Origin of the sequence: Rhizobium laguerreae (assembly GCF_019778565.1) — a bacterium.
Taxonomy (GTDB): Bacteria; Pseudomonadota; Alphaproteobacteria; order Rhizobiales; family Rhizobiaceae; genus Rhizobium; species Rhizobium laguerreae.
Genome location: NZ_JAAXQT010000008.1, coordinates 272,678 through 294,130 on the forward strand (window position 1 = coordinate 272,678; position 21,453 = coordinate 294,130).

A 21,453-nucleotide genomic window follows, 5' to 3' on the forward strand; every position below is an offset into this window, starting at 1 on the left:
GTTACCCGTCTTAGAGTTCCGATCCGGAAACATTGGTTCCAGGAGGTTGATTGCAGAGACGCTTTCCCATCGTCACATAGGGGATGAGGCGCTTGAGAAGCTGTTCGAAATTGTCATAGGGCTCCAGCACACCGGTCATGCCGATGTTCGCGAAGGCCATCTTGGCGATATCGTTGTCGATCACGAAGGCACGTCCCGGCGTTTCGCCGACATCAGGCACGAAATAGACGGCTGGCTGGCGCAGGACCATCGCGCAAAGCAGCGTGCCGCTCTCGGCAACGAAGGGCCATTCGCTTTCGCCGGCAGCCCTGTGGATCTCCTGCAGGCGGAAATCCCCGACGCCGGGAAAGACGTCACCGGCCGGCATTGCCGCGCCGCTGATCCCGATCGTCAGGAAAGCCGCCGTCCACATCAGTGCGCCACCGCCGCCGCCGCCGCTTCGTCGATGAGCCGGCCGCTGCGGAAGCGCTCCAACGTCAGCCCGGCGTTGAATTTGTGCGGCTCGTCGCGAGCAATCAGATGCGCGAAGAGATTGGCCGAGCCCGGCGTCGCCTTGAAGCCGCCGGTACCCCAGCCACAATTGACGTAAAGCCCGGGAACCGGCGTCTTCGACTGGATCGCCGAACGATCCGGCGTATTGTCGACGATGCCGCCCCATTGCCGCATCATCTTGACGCGCCGGAACATCGGGAAGAGCTCGCAGATGGCGTCGAGCGTGTGCGTGATGATCTGCAGCCCGCCGGTCTGGGAATAGGAATTATACTGGTCGGTGCCGGCGCCGATGACGAGCTCTCCCTTGTCGGACTGGGAGATATAGGCATGCACCGTGTTCGACATGACGACACAGGGAAAGATCGGCTTCAGCGGCTCGGAGACCAGCGCCTGTAGAGGGCTCGATTGCAGCGGCACGCGCACACCAGCCATCTGCATGATGGTTGTCGTATGGCCGGCCGCCGAGACGGCGATCTTTTTGGCGCCGATGAAGCCGCGCGAGGTCTCGACCCCGGTTACCCGTCCGTCCGGACCGCGCCGGATGCCGGTCACTTCACAATTCTGGATGATGTGAACCCCGCGGTCTGAGGCCGCCCGCGCATAACCCCAGGCAACCGCGTCGTGCCTGGCCGTGCCGCCGCGCCGCTGCAGTGCCGCCCCGTTGATCGGGTAGCGCGCGCTGGCCGAGATATCGAGCGGCGGACAATAGGCCTTCGCCTGCTCCGGCGTCAGCCATTCATTATCGATGCCGTAGAGCCGGTTGGCATGGATATGCCGTTTGAAGGACTGCTGGTCGTGAATATTGTGCGAGAGCATCATCACGCCGCGCGGCGAATACATCACATTGTAGTTGAGCTCCTGGGAAAGCCCCTCCCAGAGCTTCATCGAATGCTCGTAGATGTGCATGCTCTCTTCGTAGAGATAGTTCGAGCGGATGATGGTGGTGTTGCGCCCGGTATTGCCGCCACCGAGCCAGCCCTTCTCGATCACCGCCACATTGGTAATGCCATGCTCCTTGGCGAGATAGTAGGCAGCACCCAGCCCGTGGCCGCCGCCGCCGATGATGACGACGTCGTATTCGGCGCGCGGCTCAGGCGAATTCCATTGCTTCTCCCAGCCCCTGTGGCCGCGAAGGGCCTCCCGTGCCACGGCAAAAACCGAATATTTCCGCATCCGCCTTCTTCTCCTTCGGGAAAGGGCTTGTTCTCCGCGCTCATACAAATCGCAAATCCAAATGCGGCACAACGGTTCTTTTGCGACGCGCGAGAGCTTTGGTTTCGACACGCTGAAGAGAATGCCGCTTCAGGCGAATGAGGCAAGCGGCAGCGTTTCTGCTTGTCCGTCGACCGGCCGCCTAACCCAAGAGGGTTAGAAGACAAGCAATTACTAAAATGTTAACAATCACATGTTGTGGGGTATGTGTATCATGTGGGGTTGGCGCTCAGTATCAGTCGCGACGCTTTGCATCGCGTTAAACGGCGCATGGCCGGCGCTCGCCGCCGAGCCGGTCGGCCAGGCCGTCGTCGTCAAGACGCAGGTGACGGGACAGAGTGGGCCGATCGAGGTCGACACCCGCGTTCATCGCAACGAACGCATCAAGACGTCGCAATCGGGGCTTGGCCAATTCGTGTTTCGTGACGGCACGAAGCTCGCGGTCGGCTGGGGTTCGTCGGTCGTGATCGACAAATATGTCTTCGATGATTCCCAATCGGTCAAGAAACTGACGATTAGGGCGGCAAAGGGCACATTCCGCTGGGTCAGCGGCAATTCCAACTCCTCGGCCTACCAGATCCTGACTCCCGCCGGCACGATCGGCGTACGTGGCACCGCTTTCGATTTCTACGTCGGCCCGGATGGCACGACCGCCATCGTGTTGCTGAATGGTGCTGCCCGTTTCTGCGGCCCCGGCGGCTGCCGGCAGTTGCAGCAACGCTGCGATTGCGTGGTGGCCAAGCCGAATGGCGATATGTCCGCGGCGCGCCGGGTCGACCCCAGCATCCTCGCGACGCTCGGAAATCAGCGCGCCCTACCCTTCCTCTCCGGCAATCAGCGACTTGCGGGCGGCATCGGCATGCTCGGCGGCTGCAATATGGCCTCCGTTGCGCCGGAAAGAAAAGACAGAACGCGGCCTCCACCGGCAGTTGCGCCTGCTCCGCAAAGGCAGGATCCGCCACAGAGACAGGCCGAGCCGCAAAAGGAGCGACCGAACAAGCCCGACAAGCCGCATCATGACAAGCCTCATCATGACAGGCCGCACCACGATAAGCCCCATCATGACAAACCGGACAGGCCCGACAAGCATGATGGCCATGGCCGGCATGACGATGACGGCAAGCCCGGAAATCACGGTTTGGATCATCGGGGGCACGAGCGCCACCATGATAGAGATCGCGATCACGACAACGATCGGAACCACGACAGGGGTCATAATTTCAATCGCGGTCGCTGAGGCCTGTCAGTCTGCGGCGCTTTTTTCGACCTCCTCCGGCACCTCGCGGAAATGATCGGCCCTGCGGTATACGCGCTCGTAGAATTCAGCCAGACCGCCGATCACCTGCACAGCCCTGAGCTTTGCCGTACCGATAAGCTTCCGGCTATTCCTTGAGTGTGATTGCAGGGCCTGCATCAACTGGTTATGGACGACCTTGAGCGAGGCAAATTCCTGAGATGCCGCGACCCGCTCATCGCCGACAACGGCGAGGATCTGTGTGCGGTTGCTCTTCCCCTTTAGCGGGAGCGCGCCGGCCTCGATCAGCGCCATTTCCGGCACTGACCGTGCCGTGCTGTCGGAGATGAGGATATCGAAGCCGACCTCCTTGCAGGAGGACTCGATCCGAGCCGCAACGTTGACGGCATCTCCGACAGCCGAATAGTTGAAGCGGGTCTTGGCGCCCATATTGCCAACGCAGGCAAGGCCAGTATGTATGCCGATACCGATGCTGACCTCCTGATCAGGCCCGAAGCCAAAGGCGTCGCCGGCGTTCAATTCAGCGAGTGTCTCGCGCATGGCAAGCGCTGCGCGAACAGCCTTGGCTTCATGATCCGCCACATCGACGGGCGCATTCCAGAATGCCATGATCGAGTCGCCGATGAACTTGTCGAGCGTGCCCTCATTCGCCACGACATGACGGCTCAACGCATCGAGCAGCGTGTTGAGGAAAGCGACGACATCCGTCGGCGCCAGCCGCTCGCTCATTTCGGTAAAATTCCTGACGTCGACGAACATCATCGTCAACTCGCGATCGTCTCCGCCGAGACGCAATGCATCGCGATTATGCTCGATACGGTGGAGCAGCGACGGGGAAAGATAATGTCCGAAGGCGCGCCGCACCTCGCGTCGCTCTCGATCGATCACCAGGATCTTGAACGAGGTCGCGGCAAAATGGGTGATCGATCCGCTGATGATCGGCGCCAGCGGATCGAAGAGAAGTCCTGCATAAAGAAAGGCGAGCCACGACGCGACAAGCGCCATAGCGGTAATTAGCAAACCGCAGACGAGCGCGACGGCGGGGCTGACGAAAGTCGTCACCACAACGAGCAGGCATCCAAGCACTGCGATGACGAGGATTTCAAGGCCATCCGCCCAGTCGGGCCGAGATAGGAATTGGCCGGAGAGGATCTGCTCCACCGCTTGCGCATGCAGCGAGACACCCGGAACGTTCTCGCCCAGTGCGGTAACGCGGATGTCCTGCAAGCCGGCCGCCGATGTGCCGACGAAGACGATGCTTCCGGCGATGGCGGCTTCGACTTCTGCGGAGGCGCCACCTGACGAAAGCACCTGACGGACGGAGATATACCGCTCGGCCCGGTCGGGAGTGACATAGAGCCAGAGCTCGCCCGCCGCCGTCAGCGGCACGACGAAATCGCCGATCTTAGCCGATGTCATGATACCCGCGTGGTCGGGCGCGCCCGATACCACGTAGGTCGATGCTTCCTGCGCGACGCGCAGCGCCTCGACCGCGAGATTCGGATAGAGCTGTTCCCCATCGGTCAGGAACAGCGGGACCGCTCGCACCACCGGCGAAGGGTTTCCCGGGTTGAGGCTGATGTGGCCGAGGCCCGCCGCGTTGGCCTCCAGTTGCGGTCTGAGCGGCGTCGAAGCGCCGAGACGGGGCGGGGCCGAGACGGGGCTTTCGCCCGTGAATGCGAAGCCCGCTTTTACGGGCGGCCGGTAATTGCCTGCGTTGGAAAGACCGAAGCCCAGCACAACGGGCTTGTCGGCAATCGAACGGGCGAATATTTCGTCATTGTCGGGTAGCTTTTCGGCAAGCGAGGGATCGACCCCGACCACCTCACGGACGACATTGCGCGGCGACAACCGATCCGGCTCGGAGAAGAGAACATCGAAGGCGATGGCCGCGGCACCCATTTCCGAGAGCCGGTCCACCAACAGGGCCAGCCGATCCCGCGGCCACGGCCATTGGCCGAATTCGCTGAGCGAAGTCTCGTCGATGTCGATGACACGAACCGGCATCGGCTCGAAGATCCTGGGAACGAGCCGCTGATACTCATCGAACGTCACGCCGCGGATCAGCTTAAACATCCCGGGATCGCCGGCGCGCAGCATCGTCAGCAGAGTCACGATGATCAGACCGATAACGACACCGATTTGCTGCTCGCGCGTCATGATCTCACCGGCTGTCCCTCCCACGGCCGCTCGAGCGGCCCCGCACTGCCGGCTGACAGGCTACGCCGCTTTCAGCCCGAACGCCATTCGCACCTGCGCTCCAGGCGCTTCTTTTCGGTTTCCCGCCTTTTCTTTCCGTCCACCGGCGCAACAGCATCTTCAAATTCAGCGCCGCCGCCAGTTCGGCTAAGTTTTTGCTTGGACGACAAGGGGTCCGATCTTGCCGGGCGAGGAACGAAATGTTCTTGTAACGATCGAAGGGTGAATGCGTTTTAGATGAGATAATGAGAGGCTCCCGTGATTTCGGAAACCTCCGCGCGCCGCAGCGGCTATTGGCTGATTGTCGTCGTTCTGGCAATGCTCGCCGGGCTGCCGCTTGCCGTCTGGCTCGACATCAGCGATCTCTCCGGAAACACGCTCAGGCGCCAGGCGCGCGACATGAGCTCGCTGATATCAAGCATCCGCTCGTATTATTCCGCCAATGTCGTGGGGCGCGTCCTGGCCGCGCACGCCAGCGGCGCAACTGCAGGCACGGTTGTCTCCCACAATTACGCCAATATATCAGGCGCCATTCCGCTGCCGGCCACGCTTTCCCTGGAGCTCGGCGACGTCATCAAGGAGCAGCAGGCCAATATCACCTACCGTTTCGTCTCCGACCTGCCGTTCAAGAGCCGCGCATCCCACGAGCTCGACGATTTCGAGAGACGAGCGTTGGCCGAGCTGCGCGCCAATCCGCAGCAGACGCTGAACGACCTCACCCGCGTCGGACTGACTGATACCGTGCGGTTCATTACGCCCGTGCTCATGGGGCAAGCCTGTGTTGCATGCCATAACAGCCATCCGGAAAGCCCGAAGACCGACTGGAAGGTCGGCGATGTACGCGGCATTCAGGAAGTGGTCATCAAGCAACCCTATGTAAGCAACGTCTTCGCGTTCAAATATCTGCTCTGCTATTTTCTTTTTGTCGCCATCATCGGCCTCAGCTTCATTCTGCTGCAGCGGCAGCAGGCGCGCGCGATCCATAGCGCCAACCGGGATCTTGAAGCAGCGAACGAATTCCTGGCGAGCGTTTCCCTGAAGATTTCGCGCTATCTCTCGCCGCAGATCTACAAGAGCATCTTCAGCGGACAGAAAGACGTCGTGGTCCACACCGAGCGCAAGCGCCTGACGATCTTCTTCTCCGACATCAAGGACTTCACCGCGACCACCGAGCGCCTGCAGCCGGAAGCCCTGACGGAGATGCTCAACGAATATCTGACCGAGATGTCGAACATTGCCCTGGAGCACGGCGGCACCGTCGACAAGTTCATTGGCGATGCGATGCTGGTCTTCTTCGGCGATCCCGACACCAAGGGGCCGGAGGAGGACGCGAAAGCATGTCTGCGCATGGCCGTCGACATGCAGCGCCGTCTCGGCGAGCTCAAGGACAGATGGCGCAGAAACGGCACCGAAGAGCCTTTCGTCGTCCGCATGGGAATTAACAGCGGTTATTGTAACGTCGGCAATTTCGGCAGCAGCGACCGCATGGACTATACGATCATCGGGGCCGAGGCCAATCTGGCAGCCCGGCTGCAATCGATCGCTGAGGGAGGAGAGATCGTCATCAGCTACGAAACCTATGCGCTGGTGAACGAAATCGTCGACGCTCATCCCTTGCCGCCAATCACGATGAAGGGCATACAGCGCGAGATCGTGCCCTATGGGGTGGATGGGCTGACGCTCGGCGCGGACCACAAGAGCCGCGTTCTGAGCGAGCACCTCTCCGGTCTCGACCTGCATCTGGACATAAGCCGGCTGGAGCCTGCCGATCGCCTGAGGGTCAGGACGGCTCTCAAGGAGGCAATCGCCGCGCTGGATGAGGCCCAGCCGGAGGCGGCCGGATCATGACCGGATCAGGCGAAGCGTGATTTTTCCGCCCGCCTTCCGTATCCATCTGGACTTCCCGTACCCAATCTGCTATCCCGCATCACCAATCGCAAGGCTGCGGCCGCGCGAACGTTATTGTTTTGCCTCTGGCCGCTGCGCCGCCTCCGGCATCAACCAACCAAAGGAACGTGATTCTCGTGCAGGTACTTGTCCGCGATAACAATGTTGATCAGGCTCTCCGCGCTCTCAAGAAGAAGATGCAGCGCGAAGGCATTTTCCGCGAAATGAAGATGCGCGACTACTACGAGAAGCCGTCGCAGAAGCGTGCTCGCGAAAAGGCCGAGGCTGTTCGTCGTGTTCGCAAGCTGGCCCGTAAGCGCGCCCAGCGCGAAGGTCTGGTCGCAGCACGCTGAGCGTTGCCGTCGTTTTTTCGACGTTTTCAGATGCATTGTGGCGGGGGCGATGGGTTCGCCGCCGCCTTTTTTAGTTTGCCGCTGAAGATCGCATATCCGCGCACCGGATATGCCGCATGGGGAAAGCGAGCCCGAATGGCTGTCAACACCTTTAATCCGTCCCGCGCTTTGCGCTTGCAGAAAACGGCATTCCTGCCCGCTTTGGCGCTGGCGGCAATGTTCGGCCTCGCCGGCTGCGAGACGACCAATACCACGGATGCCGTGATCCGTATCGATAAGGCGCAGGGTTCGGAAGAGAATATCGCCTCGCTGACGGCTGTTATCAACGCCAATCCGAGGGATCCTGAAGGCTACAACGTCCGTGGTTCCGCCTATGGCCGCGCCGGCCAGTTCCGCCCGGCGCTGAACGATTTCAACACGGCCTTGCAGATCAATCCGCGGTTTTTCCAGGCTTATGCCAACCGCGCTCTTGTCTATCGCAATATGGGCCAGCAGGCCCAGGCGATTGCCGATTACAATGCCGCCCTGCAGATCAATCCAAGCTACGACGTCGCCTATATCGGCCGCGGCAATGTCTATCGCATGGCCGGCCAGGACGATCAGGCTTTCAACGATTTCGACAGAGCGATCCAGCTCGGCACCACCGATGGCCGCGCCTATCACAATCGTGGCCTGATCTACCAGAAGCGCAATCAGCAGGATAAGGCGATCGACGATTTCTCGAAAGCGATCTCGCTCGCGCCGAATTCGGCCGAGCCCTATAATGGCCGCGGCATTTCCTATATCGCGCTGAACGACGACGACAACGCCTTTGCCGATTTCAACCATGCGATCGAGCTTAACGGCAACATCGCCGAATCCTGGGCTAACCAAGCGCTCGTCTATGAACGCCGCGGCGACAAGGCGAAGGCCGCCCGCTCCTATCGTCACGCAATCGGACTCGACCCCAAATACCAGCCAGCCCGCGATGGCCTTGCCCGCGTCGGCGTTGCCCCAGCCGGCTAAGGACTTGAGTTGGGCGGCCCGGAACATCGGGCAGCCGAACGGACTTTCGCCGGTCGCACCGCATTGAAAAGAGAAAGCGGAAAAGCGCCTGTCATCGTCGGCGGCGTGTCATAGTATGTTGCAACCTGCTCTTGCTCCCCCTAACATGGACCGGCTTCGATAGCCTGCTATCGGGCGTTCGAACATGGGTTGAGGGCGGTTTGCGAGAGATGCGGATCTTTGCTTTCCTGGCCGCAAGCGAAAACCGTTGCGGGCCATGCGCATTACAGCGCCGCGCGTCTTTTCAGGCGCATGCCATCTGGCGCAACAGATGAAGATCGTCACCCTGTTCTTTCCCAAGGCTTCGATCGGCACCTACCTCGTCGCCATGGCCGTGGCAATCGCACTGCCGATCTTCGCGTTCGTAGCGCTGCTTCTGCTGCAGCTGGAGGATAACCAGCGTTCGGCGCTGAAGCGCGAGACCGCCCAGGATGCGCTTGCCCTTTCACGCATCATTGACCGCCAGCTTCAGGACATGGCGACGACCCTGCGGCTGCTTTCGAGTTCGCCGGAGCTTGAAAACGGTAATTTCGCCTCCTTCCATGAGCGCACGGAAACGGCCCTCAGAGACAACACGCTTTTCGTCATCGCCGTCGACCGCACCGGCCAGCAGCTGCTCAACACCCGTCGTGCGTTCGGCACGCCGCTCGGCCAGACGGCGAACATGCCAGCTCTCGAGGCGGCCATGGCGTCCGGTCGCATCGAGGCTTCCGACGTCTTTCGCGGCCGGACCAGCGGCGAATGGGTCTATAACGTCACCCTGCCGCGGAAGAATGAGCCGGTCGCAGCCCTTATCATCACGCAGAACGCCCAGGATCTGCGCAAGCTCGTGACCACCGAGGGCCTTGGCCCCGGCTGGTCGGCCGCCGTTATCGATGAGAGCGGCCACGTCGTCGCGGCCACTGGCCCCGCCAATCTCGAACCCGGAACGCCCTTCGATCCGCGCATTTTGCCGGCGCTCACAGTGTCCCGCGGCGTCTTCGAGGACGAGGCGATCCTGCCGCACATGCTCCTCGGTTATGCTCAGATCCCCGGCTGGTCGTGGAAGACGGTGATCTGGGGACCGATCGCCCAGGCTTCGATCCTCAGCACCTGGCGTTTCCTTATCATCGGTGGCGTGGCGCTGGTGCTCGTTGCCGTGCTGGGTGCCTATGCCGTCGCAAGACAGGTGCGCACCACCATTCGCGATATCGCCGACATGGCAAACCGCATGGGCGAAGGCCATATCGTCTCGCCGGTCGAGACCAGCGTCATCGAGGCGAACCAGGTGGCGATTGCCCTTTCGAATGCCTCTTTCGACCGTAGTCAGACCGAGGACCGGCTGCGTTTCGTCATGCATGAACTCGTCCACCGCACGAAGAATCTTCTGACACTTGCCCAGGCAATGATGCGCCAGCTCGCTAAGCAGTCCGACAGCGTCGAGACCTTCCGCGCCGCCGTCGCCGACCGCCTCGAGGGATTGGTGCGTTCGATCGAGCTCCTGACCAGCGAACAATGGGGAGGGGTATCGCTGCGGCGGGTCGTCGACATCCATTTGCACGCCTTCCCGCAATCGCGCGAGCAGATCGACATCAGCGGCGAAGACTTCGTGCTGAAGCCGGATGCCGTGCAGAATCTCGGCCTTGCCTTGCATGAACTCGCCACCAATTCGGTGAAATACGGGGCGCTATCCGTACCGCAGGGCCGTGTCCGCTTCGAATGGCGCGACGTCAGCGAGGAGGACAAGCCGGATGCCCTGCTCCGCTTCACCTGGGAAGAGCGCGGCGGCCCGCCGGTCACCGAGCCATCGCGCTCGGGCTTTGGCACGACCGTTATCAAGGCTCATGCCGCCTCCGCCTTTCGCGGCACGGTTGAGATCGATTTCCGGCCCGAAGGCCTGTTATGGGTGCTGACGGCGCAGCGCGCCACACTGGAGCGGGAGTAAAAGTCCCGGAACAATCGCTACCTCCACCCGTTTCGGACAGGTCGTTCCAAAGGAGAAAGACCATGTTCAAGCAAACGATGATCGCAGCCGCGGCGTTGACAGCCGTTGCCTGGGCGAGCCCGGCGGGCGCGGAAAATTATGTCACGCTTGGCCGTCTGGTCTGCGGATCGGATGGCGGTCAGGGTCTGATCGTCACCTCGCAGAAGAACCTTATCTGCACCTATACACCGGCGGCCGGCGGTGCCAAGGCGGTCTATGCCGGCAAAATTGAGAAATTCGGCCTCGATATCGGCCAGACCGGCAAGAGCGTCATGATCTGGCAGGTGCTGGCGAAGACCGGCACGGATATCCCGCAGTTCGCCCTTGCGGGCGAATATTACGGGATCGGGGCCGACGCGAGCATCGGTGCAGGCGCCGGCGCCAAGGTCATCGCCGGCGGCACCGATAAGGCATTCATGCTGCAGCCACTGAACGTCCAGGCTCAGGAAGGCCTGAACCTGGCAATCGGCGTCGAAAAGATGACGCTCGTGCCGGGCGAGACCTGACGAAAGCAGCTATGTCGGCCAAGTCAGACAGCAGTTGCCTGCTTGCATAATCAAACAGCCGCCGAAGGGCGGCTGCATCGATCAATGTGCGAGCGCCTTGTTGATATCCTCGGTCATCTTTTTCGCGTCGCCGAGCAGCATCATCGTACCGTCCTTATAGAACAGCGTATTGTCGATACCGGCATAACCCGAACCGAGCGACCGCTTGACGAAGAGGCAGGTTTTCGCCCGGTCGACGTCGAGGATCGGCATGCCGTAGATCGGCGAGGTCTTGTCGTCGCGCGCCGCCGGATTGGTGACGTCATTGGCGCCGATGACATAGGCGACGTCGGCCTGGGCGAATTCCGAGTTGATGTCCTCGAGCTCGAAAACCTCGTCATAGGAAACATTCGCTTCGGCGAGCAACACGTTCATGTGGCCGGGCATACGGCCTGCGACCGGATGGATTGCATATTTCACTTCGACGCCGTTCTTCTTGAGATTATCGGCGAGTTCGCGCAACGCATGCTGGGCCTGGGCGACCGCCATGCCGTATCCCGGCACGATAATGACCTTCGATGCGTTCGCCATCAGATAAGCCGCATCCTCGGCCGAGCCGAGCTTGACCGTCCTGTCTGATGTGTCGGGTCCGCCGGACGCCGTCTCACCGCCGAAACCTCCGAGGATGACGGAAACGAAGGAGCGGTTCATGCCCTTACACATGATGTAGGAGAGGATCGCGCCGGAGGAACCGACGAGCGCGCCCGTGATGATCAGCGCCAGATTGCCGAGCGTGAAGCCGATGCCGGCCGCGGCCCAGCCCGAATAGGAGTTCAGCATCGAGACGACGACCGGCATATCGGCCCCACCAATCGGCACGATCAGCAGAACGCCGAGCGCCAGCGACAGCGCGACGACGGCCCAGAAGTCGAAATGACTCTCGGTGGCGGCAAGCCCGATAATGAAGAGCACGATCAGCACCAGCAGGCTCGCATTGATCACATGCCGGTAGGGCAGCAGGATCGGCTTGCCGGACATGCGTCCGTCAAGCTTCAGAAAGGCGATGATCGAGCCGGTGAAGGTCAGCGCCCCGATCGCAACGCCGAGCGCCATCTCGACGCGCGCCTCGGTGTGGATGTGACCGATCTCGCCGATGCCGAAGGAAGCAGGCGTGTAGAGCGCAGAGGCCGCGACCAGCACGGCGGCAAGGCCGACCAGCGAGTGGAAACCGGCGACGAGCTGCGGCATCGAGGTCATGGGGATGGTGCGGGCGACATAGGCGCCGACGCTGCCGCCGATGGCAAGACCAAGGACGATCAGCACGAAGCCGCCGAAGTCAGGCGTCGCCAGCACCAGCGTCGTCAGGATCGCGATCCCCATGCCGATCATGCCGTAGAGATTGCCCTTGCGGCTGGTGGCCGGATGCGACAGGCCGCGCAGCGCCAGGATGAAGAGCACGCCGGAGACGAGGTAGAGGAAGGCTGCGATATTGGTCATCGGTCTCTCACCGGTCCTTCTTGCGGTACATCGAAAGCATCCGCTGCGTGACGAGGAAACCGCCGAAGATGTTGACCGAGACGAGCACGAGGGCGACGAAGCCGAAGCCGGTCGCAAGCCCGCTGGTCGAGATGCCGACCGCCAGAAGCGCGCCGACGACGATGACGGAGGAGATCGCATTGGTGACGGCCATCAGCGGCGTATGCAGTGCCGGCGTCACCGACCACACGACGTAATAGCCGACGAAGATCGACAATACGAAGATGGCGAGCTGGAAGACGAAAGGATCGATCGCCCCGCCGGTCGCAGCACTTGCCGCTTCCGGTGCCTGGGCCGCCGCCGTGATGACGGCGGACACCGCCTGGTCGAGCTGCTCCAGCGCTCTGTCCATTGCTTCACTGGCCATCAGATGTCTCCCTTCTTCGCGCCGCCGAAGGCGGGATGAACGACGTCGCCGGCATAGGTTAGCATCGTCGCCTTGACGAGCTCGTCGTCGAGATTGACGACGACGTTCCGGCTTTCCTTGTTGACCATGGTCTCGAGGAAGGTGACGAGGTTCTTGGCGTAGAGCGCCGAGGCACTGGCCGCCACCCGGCCCGGCATGTTGGCGAAACCGATCACCCTGACGCCTTCGACATCGGCGATCTCGCCGGGGACAACGCCGTCGATATTGCCGCCGCGCTCGACCGCAAGGTCGACGGCGACAGCTCCTGATTTCATCGAGGCGAGCATGGCGCGCGAAACGAGCCGCGGCGCCGCACGGCCGGCGATCAGCGCAGTGGTGATGACGATATCCTGCTTGGCGATGTGTTCGGCAACCAGAGCAGCTTGTTTTGCCTGATAGTCAGCGGACATTTCCTTGGCATAGCCGCCGGCCGTTTCCGCCGCCTTGAATTCCTCGTCCTCGACGGCGATGAACTTGGCACCGAGTGAGGCGACCTGCTCCTTGGCGGCAGGGCGAACGTCGGTGGCCGAGACCGCAGCACCCAGGCGACGCGCAGTCGCAATCGCCTGAAGACCGGCGACGCCCGCGCCCATGACGAAGATCTTGGCAGCCGGCACAGTGCCGGCCGCCGTCATCATCATCGGCATGGCCCGGTCATAGACCGCCGCCGCCTCGATGACGGCTTGGTAACCGGCGAGATTGGCCTGGGACGACAGCACGTCCATGGACTGGGCGCGGGTAATGCGCGGCATCAGTTCCATCGCGAAAGCCGAAAGCCCGGCACTTGCCAGAGCCGCGATCGCTTCGTCGTTGCCGTAGGGGTCCATGATGGCGATGACCACGGCGCCGCTTTTATAGCCGGAGATTTCCGATCCGCTGGGACGGCGCACCTTCAGCACCACGTCGGCGGAGGCTGCATCTGCAAAACTGCCGATCCTGGCGCCGGCGGCCTCGAACTCCCCGTCCGGAATGCGCGAAGCCGCACCGGCACCGGCTTCGACGACGACGTCGAAGCCGAAACTCTTCATCTTCTTAACGGTCTCAGCGGAGGCGGCGACGCGCGTCTCCTCGCCCGTGTTTTCCCTTGCAACGAAAACGATATTGCCCAACTGCCCCCTCCTCCGGGTCAGCCAGACCGCCGCAGGCTTCCCTGCGCGGGCCAAGCATCTCATTCAAAAGCTTCGGAGAAGCTCTCCTCCCCTCAGAACGCCGTGCGTTCTTTCGGACGCACAAAGGGCGCTCTGACCCTCTGAATCTACGCGATCAGCGGAGCAGGAAGATGCCGGCAGCGAGTAGAATGATAAAGACGAAGAGACCGCCGAGAAGGCCGGCGCCGCCGAAGAAACCGGCGGTCATCGCAAGCAGGAGGACAATGAGAAGCATCGAGCCGTATTTCGCGCTGGCGACGAACATGTCGTAGGTCTTTTCATGTTCTTTGTAATCCATCGGCGCGCCGGTCTCGACCGGTCCGGTATGATGTTCGGCCATAAATATCGTCTCCCTGAAATGCCTCTGCGCTGCTTGATTCCCTAGCCTGAGCGAGGGAAATCCCTTCCTGCAGGAATTACACAATGACAGGCGAAAGCGCAATGCATGAGAATGCCGCAGGCGCGCCTCGCAGCGACCTCATCCGGACAAGAAGACGACCTCAACGGTCGGATGAAAGGAGGTCCGGCGACAGATGCGGTTTTCGCCTGTCGTCCACGCCTCATCTGCCCTGACGGCATCGCCTCTCTATCGCGGAGAAAGGGAAATCACAGCGGCAGATCGGTGCCAAGTTCGCCTGGCGGCACGAAACGCGCCGTCGGAATGATGGTGAGCGGCGGTAGCGTGTCGTTCGGAGTGCGCGAAAACATCATACGCTGCTCGCTGGCGCTGGAGATGAAGAAGGGATAGCGCGTCAGCAGCTTGCGTCCGACCTCGATCACATTCGTCGCCATCAGCGTCACGTCAACCCCGTAACTCTCCGCCAGTCGGCCGGGCACGATGGTATCGGCATAGAAGACCCGCTTGTAGAAGGCGGCATGCGGAGGCCGGACGGACTGAATAACGCGGTCAGCTCGGAAATACGCTGCCGCAACGATGGCGGGTCTCAGCGTCAGATAGGGAACCCACGGCAGATCGGCGGTGAGCTCCGGATCGGCCGCGAAACGCGCCGGATCGATCAAGGTCAGCCCGGCGTCCAAAAGCTCATCCATCGCCTCGGGAAAGGCCTCTCCTGACCGGCTGATACGATGCTCCGGCGTCACATAGTGAATTCGGATCGTACTGACCAGTTCGCCATAATAATAGAGACCGAAGATATAGGCATGCCTGTCGAAATCGACATCGTCCAATAAACCTTCCGGGGCAAGCGACAGCGCGTCGTGGGCTTTGTAGGCCTTGTAGCGCAGCCGCTCCACGTCCTCCATGTCTTCACTGCTTTCGACCCGGCGATATTCGACGTGATCTAGAATTTCAAGGATTTTCCTGCTGAAATCGCTACGCGTAAAAAGTGTGTCTGACATTCTCTCGATCCGCTCGTTAACGGATCATTAATCATACGCCGCCGATATATAGGCAAGAAAATGTGAAAATTTGGGTTGAATTTAAACTATTAAGGTTAACGGCGCGCAAGATTTTAAGCTGGGATAACCAGTCACTTGCAGGCGGCTCAGGCGACCTTGTTGCGACGGCGCTGGACGGTGCGGCGGCCGATGCCCTCTTGTAGCAGCGTGATGTTCTGGGAAGGCACCGGCCGCGAGAAGACGTAACCCTGCACGAGATCGGCGCTGCGGTGCTTGTTGAGCAGCGCCAACTGCTCCTCGGTCTCGACGCCCTCGATGACAATCTTCAGGCCCAGTTCGCGGGCGAGATTGACTGTGCCGCGCAAGAGCTTGAGGCGGCGCGCATCCTCGACGATGTTGCGCACGAAGGACCGGTCGATCTTGACGATATCAAGCGGCAGCGTGTCGAGATAGCTGAGGCTGGAGAAACCGGTGCCGAAATCGTCGATGGCAATGGTGATGCCGCGGGACCTGAGCTCCGCCAGGATGGCGCGCACCGCCGCCGGCTCGTCGATCAGGCAGCTCTCGGTGACTTCGAGATGCAGTCGTGCCGCGGCGAGGCCGGAATGGGCAAGCGCCTCGGCAACCACTGAAAGGATGTCGGCATCGCGCAGATCCCGCGCCGAAAGGTTGACCGAAACGGCGATGTGTTCCGGCCAGTTCATGCATTCGCTGCACGCCTTGAACAGCACGAAGCGGGTGATGTCGGAGATGATGCCCATATCTTCGGCGAGCCGGATGAAGACATCGGGGGGGATCGAGCCCCTCTCCGGATGCACCCAGCGGGCCAAGGCCTCGGCACATTCGATCCGCGAGCCGTCGGCCCGGAACATCGGCTGGAAGACGAGATGCAGCGCCTGCGCCGAGACCGCATCGCGCAGATCCGCCTTCAGCTTCTGTTGCTCGATATAGCGGCCGTCCATCTCCCGCTCGAATCCTGAGATGCCGCCCTTGAAGCGCGACTTGCTTTCGAACAGGGCAAGATCCGCCTTGACGCTCCATTCGTCCATCGCGAACGCGTCGCTTTCGAGAATCGCGTAGCCGGCGCTGAGCGAAACGAGAAAAGTCACTTCGTCGACCTCGTAGTTACCCTGGATCGCGGCATGAACGCGGCGGATTTCGCGGTCGAGCGAGACCTGCTCCTTCGCACGCGGGAAGAACAGAATGAACTGATCGCCCATCAGCCGGCCGAGGATGGCATTACCGGAAGCCTGTTTGATGCGGGCGGCGATAGCGCAGAGCAGATGGTCGCCGGTCACATGGCCGCGCATGTCGTTGACATGTTTGAACTCGTCGATATCGAGCACCATGAAGCCGAGCGGCCCGTTCTTCTTCGGATACTTGGCAAAATACTCCTGCACCAACTGGCCGAAATATTGCCGGTTGGGCAGGCCGGTCAGCGCGTCGAAGCGCACCATGTGCAGGATCTTCTGCTCCGCCTTCACCCGGCTTGACACGTCCTCGAAGATCAGCACGGCGCCACCGTCGGCCCTGCGGCTGGCGGAGAATTCGAGCGACAGGCTCTCGGGAAAATGAATGAGCGTGCGCGACAGGCTGCCCTCGGCGACCTGGGTGAGCTGGCGCAGGATGAGCTCCGGTTGCGAGGCATCCATGAAGCTGTAGCGCGCGCCGTAGCGCAGCACGGCGCCGAGGTCGCGGTCCTTCAGCCGCTCCGGCGCACCGATCTTCAGAAGCTCGCAGGCCTTGCGATTGACCACCTGGATGCGGTTTTCGGCATCGACCATGACGAGGCCGTGCGGCATGTTGTTGAGAGCCGTATCGAAACGGTCGGCAATGATGGTGATTTCCCGGCGCGCAATGACGTTCTCATAGAGAAACTCGCGCACGCCGTTCGCCATGGCCCGCGTCGTCAGCCAGAAAGGAATGAGGAAGATCGACAGAACGCCGCGATAGAAATCTAGCACCAGCAGGCTGCAGACGATCATGGGCAGGCAGCAGAAGAACGTCTGGAGGTCGACTGCGAAGCGCGAACCGTAGTTGCGGCCGACGACGGAAACCATGGTTGCCATGGTGACGGAAATGCAGGCAAGCTCCGCAAAGGAATCGCGCACGACGAAGATGGCGTAGCCGCTGGCGATGCCGAGGAGCGCCGTGGTGCAGGCTCCACTGGCAACGAGAATCCGCTCCCACCGTTCGATTCCGGCGTGCGACAGGCTCTGCTTGTCGACACGATCGAACTGCCGGAAGATGGCCATGCGAGCGCCGAAGACCAGAAGGAAGGCGACCGACAGCAGGATGTAGATGGAGTATTGTGTCTTGGCAGCCACGGCAAGGCACGTCGCAACATGTACAATCACGCCAACAAGAAGCGTCATGCGATTCCCGGAGAGGGAACTCACAAACGACAGATACACATCTATTGGGACCCTGTTCGGGTTATCTGGCTTCATCCACACTTTCCCTGTGCGCGGGAATTCTAAGCCCAACCCTTTAAAAATTGATTTCAATGGAATCAAACATTTGGTCAAATTTTCTAAAACCACAGGATGAACCGCACAGCCTACGCGAGTTAATGCAGCCTACCGGCGAGATTACTGAAATAATTTATCCACGCCTGGGTTGTTGAAATATTCGACGGCCATATGATCCTACCTGCGCACTTAAGACTATACTCCAACGCGAGGCATTTATCCTTCCAATTTCAAAGGCCGTGGTCTACATCGATTGCAAGAGAGAAAAGCTGCCGGAAAACCGGCGGGACAAGAATAAGGGGAGGCGAATGTCGGTACTTCTGGCCGCAAGCCGGCTGATCGATTCGATCAGTCAGTTCATGGGCAAACTTTCCGAATATATGGTGCTGTTCTGCTGTCTGATCAGCGCCGGTAACGCCATCGTCCGTTATGCCTTCAACTACAGTTCGAACGGCTGGCTGGAGATCCAGTGGTATCTCTTCGCCTTCGTCGTCATGCTCGGTGCCTCGCATGCGTTGCGCAACAATGAACATGTCCGCGTCGATCTGATCTATGGTTCGGTTTCCGACAAGGCGAAGATCTGGATCGACATCGTCGGCCTCATCGTCTTCCTCCTTCCCGCATGCGTCTATCTCACCTGGCTGTGCTGGCCCTTCTTCGCGCTCTCCTACCACCAGGGGGAAATATCGGGCAATGCCGGCGGGCTGATCCGCTGGCCCGTCAAGCTGATCCTCGTCGCCGGCTTCGCGTTGCTGTCCCTTCAGGGCGTCTCGGAACTGGTCAAGCGGATCGCAGCGCTCACCGGCTATCTCAGCATCGATACGAAATACGAAAAGCCGCTGCAGTAACGCGGGCTGGGAGACACGGATTTGTTTGATTTCGGCATCATCCCGCCGGCCATGTTCCTGGGCATGATCATTTTCATGCTCTACGGCTTTCCGGTCGCCTTCTCGCTCGCCGCCGTCGGCTTGTTTTTCGCCATCATCGGCATCTTCACCGGCCATTTCGGCGAGGTCTTCCTGCAGGCTCTGCCGCTACGCTTCTTCGGCATCCTTTCCAACGATCTCTTGCTCGCCATTCCCTTCTTCACCTTCATGGGCGCGGTGCTGGAGCGCTGCGGATTAGCCGAGGACCTGCTCGAGGGCACCGGCAAGCTCTTTGGCGGCATACCCGGGGGCCTCGCCTATGCCGTCATCCTCGTCGGCGCCGTTCTCGGCGCGATCACCGGCACGGTGGCTGCCTCGGTCATCACCATGGGGATGATCTCGCTGCCGATCATGTTGCGCTACGGCTACAACCCGCGCCTTGCCACCGGCGTCATCGCCGCCTCGGGCACGATCACACAGGTGATCCCGCCTTCGCTCGTGCTCGTCGTTCTCGCCGATCAGCTCGGCAGGTCGGTCGGCGACATGTATCTCGGCGCGATCGGCCCCTCAATCCTGCAGGTGACGATCTTCGTGCTCTTCATCCTGGTGATGTCGATTATCCGGCCGAAATCGATGCCGCCGCTGCCGAAAGAGGTGCGCGGCGATTTCAACTGGGCTCTGCTCGTGAGGGTGCTGATGGGCATGGTCCCCTCGATCGTGCTGATCTTCCTGGTGCTCGGCACGATCTTCATGGGCCTTGCAACGCCGACGGAAGCAGGCGCGCTCGGCGTCGTCGGCGCCATTGTGCTTGCCGCCATGAATCGCCGCCTCACCTGGCCGCTGATCCGCGAAGCCATGTCATCGACCACGCACATCACATCCATGGTGGTGATGATCCTGATCGGCTCCACCTGTTTCAGCCTGGTCTTCCAGGGCATGGACGGCTCGCGCTGGATCGAGCACATGCTGTCGGGCATTCCCGGCGGGCCGGTCGGTTTCCTGATCTTCGTCAACATCTTCATCTTCGTGCTCGCCTTCTTCCTCGATTTCTTCGAGATCGCCTTCATCGTCATCCCGATGCTCGCACCGGTCGCCTCCAGTCTCGGCATCGACCTGATCTGGTTCGGCGTCCTGATCTGCGTCAACATGCAGACGAGCTTCATGCATCCGCCCTTCGGCTTCGCACTCTTCTACCTGCGCTCGATCGCCAGCAAGGACGTCAAGACCTCGGATATTTACATGGGGGCTCTTCCCTGGGTCGGTATGCAGCTGATCCTGGTGGCGATCGTTATCTTCTGGCCGCAATCGGTCACCTATTGGCTGGATCACGGCCCGAAGGTCGACCCGAACTCGATCAAGATCGAAGTCCCGGGCTTCGGCGGCCAGCTCGGCCTGCCGCCGATGGGCGGCGGCGGCGGCAATGGCTCGCCGCAGATCCCAGGCCTGACCCTGCCGCCGCTGAACGGCCTGCCGGGAGCACCGCCGCCACCGGCCAAATAGTCCAGCAAAAAGCAAAAACCCCGGATGGATATCCGGGGTTTTGATATTGCGCTCGTCTGAAGCGTCGACGGCGGAGAGCTTAAAGCTTTCCGGCCCGTTGCTGAATCATCATGAACGTATCGAAGGTGTATTCCGACAGCTGCATCCAGAGATAGGCGTCCCGCTTGAAGGCGGTCTGGTCGTCGTAAATCTTCTTGAAATACTGGTTCGTGCCCGAGATTTCGCTGTAGATGCCCGTGGCTGCCTGGAAGCAGGCTTCCATGATCTCCTGGCTGAACGGGCGCAGCGTCGCGCCCTCCGCGACGAGCTGCTTCAGCGCGGTTGGGTTCTTCGTGTCGTACTTCGCCAGCATGTTGGTGTTGGCAAAGGCGCAGGCGTCGGTCAGCGCTGCCTGATAATGCTTGGGCAGGCTGCTCCACTTTTCGAGATTGAAGAATCCATGCACCGTCGGGCCACCTTCCCACCAGCCCGGATAATAGTAGTACTTTGCCACCTTGTGGAAGCCGAGCTTCAGGTCGTCATAGGGGCCGACGAATTCCGCCGCATCGATCGTGCCTTTTTCCAACGCCGGATAGATGTCGCCGCCGGCGATCTGCTGCGGGATGACGCCGACCTTCTCCATGACGCGGCCGGCAAGGCCGGCAATGCGCATCTTGACGCCCTTGAGGTCATCGAGCGTGTTGATTTCCTTGCGGAACCAGCCGCCCATCTGCGCACCGGTATTGCCGGCCGGCAGGGCATACATGCCCTGCGTGGCATAAAACTCGTTCATCAGCTTGTTGCCGTTGCCTTCATAGTACCAGGCATTGGTCAGACGGCTGTTCAGCCCGAATGGAATGGCCGTTCCAATGGCATAGGTCGGGTCCTTGCCGACGAAATAATAGGAGGTGGTATGGGCTGCCTCGACCGTGCCGGCGGCAACGGCATCGACGGCCTGCAGGCCCGGCACGATTTCACCGGCCGCAAAAGGCTGGATCGTGAAATTGCCATCCGTCGCGGCGGCAACATGCTTGGCGATATCCTCGGCTCCACCATAGATCGTATCCAAGCTCTTCGGAAACGACGACGTCATGCGCCACGCGATCTTCGGATTCTCCTGCGCGATCGCAGGCGCTGCCAATGCCGTTGCGGCAACCGCACCGGCGCCGGCGGTTCCCGCCTTCTTGAAAAACGAACGACGATCCATCAAAAACCTCCCGTATAGATGGTACTGCGCGGGCGATCTTCACCCCTACCTGCAGTAAGGGCAAACCTAAGCATGGCGGGGGCCGCGATTC

Annotated in this window: 18 protein-coding genes; 8 read left to right on the forward strand and 10 right to left on the reverse strand. The window is 60.9% G+C overall.

The genetic code is table 11. The features are described from left to right. Positions 1-10: 10 nt before the first annotated feature. The gene (locus tag HFO71_RS24315) at positions 11-412 is read right to left on the reverse strand and encodes a hypothetical protein (RefSeq protein ID WP_017962118.1); all 402 of its coding nucleotides are present in this window, start codon (positions 410-412) and stop codon (positions 11-13) included. Next, complete coding sequence (locus HFO71_RS24320) at positions 412-1,665, reverse strand: sarcosine oxidase subunit beta family protein (protein WP_017962119.1); 1,254 nt, start codon at positions 1,663-1,665, stop codon at positions 412-414. The genes HFO71_RS24315 and HFO71_RS24320 overlap by 1 nt, the downstream gene beginning before the upstream one ends. A gap of 253 nt (positions 1,666-1,918) precedes the next feature. Between HFO71_RS24320 and HFO71_RS24325 the strand changes: the two genes are divergently transcribed. Next, entirely contained in the window at positions 1,919-2,941 is a 1,023-nt protein-coding gene (locus HFO71_RS24325) for a FecR family protein (RefSeq protein WP_017962120.1), read from the forward strand. Positions 2,942-2,947: 6 nt separating this feature from the next. Here the strand turns inward: HFO71_RS24325 and HFO71_RS24330 are convergent, their stop codons facing one another. Then, entirely contained in the window at positions 2,948-5,119 is a 2,172-nt protein-coding gene (locus tag HFO71_RS24330; protein WP_221968315.1) for a CHASE2 domain-containing protein, read from the reverse strand. A 357-nt stretch (positions 5,120-5,476) separates the two neighbouring features. Between HFO71_RS24330 and HFO71_RS24335 the strand changes: the two genes are divergently transcribed. The 5 genes from HFO71_RS24335 (at position 5,477) to HFO71_RS24355 (ending at position 10,911) form a co-directional block, all read left to right on the forward strand. Then, the gene (locus tag HFO71_RS24335; protein ID WP_245006971.1) at positions 5,477-7,006 is read left to right on the forward strand and encodes an adenylate/guanylate cyclase domain-containing protein; all 1,530 of its coding nucleotides are present in this window, start codon (positions 5,477-5,479) and stop codon (positions 7,004-7,006) included. Between the two features lie 176 nt (positions 7,007-7,182). Beyond that, the gene (gene rpsU, locus HFO71_RS24340; RefSeq protein WP_003542939.1) at positions 7,183-7,398 is read left to right on the forward strand and encodes a 30S ribosomal protein S21; all 216 of its coding nucleotides are present in this window, start codon (positions 7,183-7,185) and stop codon (positions 7,396-7,398) included. A gap of 135 nt (positions 7,399-7,533) precedes the next feature. Beyond that, positions 7,534-8,403, forward strand: a complete 870-nt coding sequence (locus HFO71_RS24345) for a tetratricopeptide repeat protein (protein ID WP_017962124.1) — start codon at positions 7,534-7,536, stop codon at positions 8,401-8,403. Positions 8,404-8,713: 310 nt separating this feature from the next. Continuing rightward, on the forward strand, positions 8,714-10,366 hold the full coding sequence (locus HFO71_RS24350) for a sensor histidine kinase (RefSeq protein WP_131629316.1): 1,653 nt from the start codon (positions 8,714-8,716) through the stop codon (positions 10,364-10,366). 62 nt (positions 10,367-10,428) lie between these two features. Then, complete coding sequence (locus tag HFO71_RS24355; RefSeq protein WP_131644626.1) at positions 10,429-10,911, forward strand: DUF992 domain-containing protein; 483 nt, start codon at positions 10,429-10,431, stop codon at positions 10,909-10,911. Between the two features lie 81 nt (positions 10,912-10,992). On the opposite strand, the gene HFO71_RS24360 is transcribed toward HFO71_RS24355, so the two are convergent. From HFO71_RS24360 to HFO71_RS24385, 6 genes are all read right to left on the reverse strand, one after another. Further along, positions 10,993-12,387 (reverse strand): NAD(P)(+) transhydrogenase (Re/Si-specific) subunit beta, encoded by a 1,395-nt coding sequence (locus HFO71_RS24360; protein WP_017962127.1) that lies wholly within the window; start codon positions 12,385-12,387, stop codon positions 10,993-10,995. A 7-nt stretch (positions 12,388-12,394) separates the two neighbouring features. Further along, positions 12,395-12,793, reverse strand: coding sequence for a proton-translocating transhydrogenase family protein (locus tag HFO71_RS24365; RefSeq protein ID WP_221968311.1), 399 nt, complete (start codon positions 12,791-12,793; stop codon positions 12,395-12,397). Next, complete coding sequence (locus HFO71_RS24370) at positions 12,793-13,941, reverse strand: Re/Si-specific NAD(P)(+) transhydrogenase subunit alpha (protein WP_221968310.1); 1,149 nt, start codon at positions 13,939-13,941, stop codon at positions 12,793-12,795. The genes HFO71_RS24365 and HFO71_RS24370 overlap by 1 nt, the downstream gene beginning before the upstream one ends. Before the next feature lie 154 nt (positions 13,942-14,095). Then, positions 14,096-14,320 carry an aa3-type cytochrome c oxidase subunit IV gene (locus HFO71_RS24375; protein ID WP_017962129.1) on the reverse strand — a complete coding sequence of 75 codons (225 nt, stop codon included), beginning with the start codon at positions 14,318-14,320 and terminating at the stop codon, positions 14,096-14,098. Positions 14,321-14,586: 266 nt separating this feature from the next. After that, positions 14,587-15,339 (reverse strand): N-acyl amino acid synthase FeeM domain-containing protein, encoded by a 753-nt coding sequence (locus tag HFO71_RS24380; RefSeq protein ID WP_168286686.1) that lies wholly within the window; start codon positions 15,337-15,339, stop codon positions 14,587-14,589. Positions 15,340-15,485: 146 nt separating this feature from the next. Next, complete coding sequence (locus tag HFO71_RS24385; RefSeq protein ID WP_072640546.1) at positions 15,486-17,789, reverse strand: putative bifunctional diguanylate cyclase/phosphodiesterase; 2,304 nt, start codon at positions 17,787-17,789, stop codon at positions 15,486-15,488. A 329-nt stretch (positions 17,790-18,118) separates the two neighbouring features. On the opposite strand from HFO71_RS24385, the gene HFO71_RS24390 reads away from it, so the two are divergent. Beyond that, positions 18,119-18,658, forward strand: coding sequence for a TRAP transporter small permease subunit (locus HFO71_RS24390; RefSeq protein ID WP_077979469.1), 540 nt, complete (start codon positions 18,119-18,121; stop codon positions 18,656-18,658). Between the two features lie 21 nt (positions 18,659-18,679). Next, positions 18,680-20,176 carry a TRAP transporter large permease gene (locus tag HFO71_RS24395; RefSeq protein ID WP_221968308.1) on the forward strand — a complete coding sequence of 499 codons (1,497 nt, stop codon included), beginning with the start codon at positions 18,680-18,682 and terminating at the stop codon, positions 20,174-20,176. Positions 20,177-20,255: 79 nt separating this feature from the next. On the opposite strand, the gene HFO71_RS24400 is transcribed toward HFO71_RS24395, so the two are convergent. Further along, positions 20,256-21,362 carry a TRAP transporter substrate-binding protein gene (locus HFO71_RS24400; protein WP_003552852.1) on the reverse strand — a complete coding sequence of 369 codons (1,107 nt, stop codon included), beginning with the start codon at positions 21,360-21,362 and terminating at the stop codon, positions 20,256-20,258. Positions 21,363-21,453 lie beyond the last annotated feature (91 nt).

Bases quoted from the DNA above. Each gene is read 5' to 3' on its own strand.
- HFO71_RS24320 (WP_017962119.1), bottom strand. From the start codon at position 1,665: ATGCGGAAATATTCGGTTTTTGCCGTGGCACGGGAGGCCCTTCGCGGC.
- HFO71_RS24345 (WP_017962124.1), top strand. From the start codon at position 7,534: ATGGCTGTCAACACCTTTAATCCGTCCCGCGCTTTGCGCTTGCAGAAA.
- HFO71_RS24325 (WP_017962120.1), top strand. From the start codon at position 1,919: ATGTGGGGTTGGCGCTCAGTATCAGTCGCGACGCTTTGCATCGCGTTA.
- HFO71_RS24390 (WP_077979469.1), top strand. From the start codon at position 18,119: ATGTCGGTACTTCTGGCCGCAAGCCGGCTGATCGATTCGATCAGTCAG.
- HFO71_RS24375 (WP_017962129.1), bottom strand. From the start codon at position 14,320: ATGGCCGAACATCATACCGGACCGGTCGAGACCGGCGCGCCGATGGAT.
- HFO71_RS24360 (WP_017962127.1), bottom strand. From the start codon at position 12,387: ATGACCAATATCGCAGCCTTCCTCTACCTCGTCTCCGGCGTGCTCTTC.
- HFO71_RS24315 (WP_017962118.1), bottom strand. From the start codon at position 412: ATGTGGACGGCGGCTTTCCTGACGATCGGGATCAGCGGCGCGGCAATG.
- HFO71_RS24380 (WP_168286686.1), bottom strand. From the start codon at position 15,339: ATGTCAGACACACTTTTTACGCGTAGCGATTTCAGCAGGAAAATCCTT.
- HFO71_RS24355 (WP_131644626.1), top strand. From the start codon at position 10,429: ATGTTCAAGCAAACGATGATCGCAGCCGCGGCGTTGACAGCCGTTGCC.
- HFO71_RS24350 (WP_131629316.1), top strand. From the start codon at position 8,714: ATGAAGATCGTCACCCTGTTCTTTCCCAAGGCTTCGATCGGCACCTAC.
- HFO71_RS24400 (WP_003552852.1), bottom strand. From the start codon at position 21,362: ATGGATCGTCGTTCGTTTTTCAAGAAGGCGGGAACCGCCGGCGCCGGT.
- HFO71_RS24335 (WP_245006971.1), top strand. From the start codon at position 5,477: ATGCTCGCCGGGCTGCCGCTTGCCGTCTGGCTCGACATCAGCGATCTC.
- HFO71_RS24330 (WP_221968315.1), bottom strand. From the start codon at position 5,119: ATGACGCGCGAGCAGCAAATCGGTGTCGTTATCGGTCTGATCATCGTG.
- HFO71_RS24365 (WP_221968311.1), bottom strand. From the start codon at position 12,793: ATGGCCAGTGAAGCAATGGACAGAGCGCTGGAGCAGCTCGACCAGGCG.
- HFO71_RS24385 (WP_072640546.1), bottom strand. From the start codon at position 17,789: ATGAAGCCAGATAACCCGAACAGGGTCCCAATAGATGTGTATCTGTCG.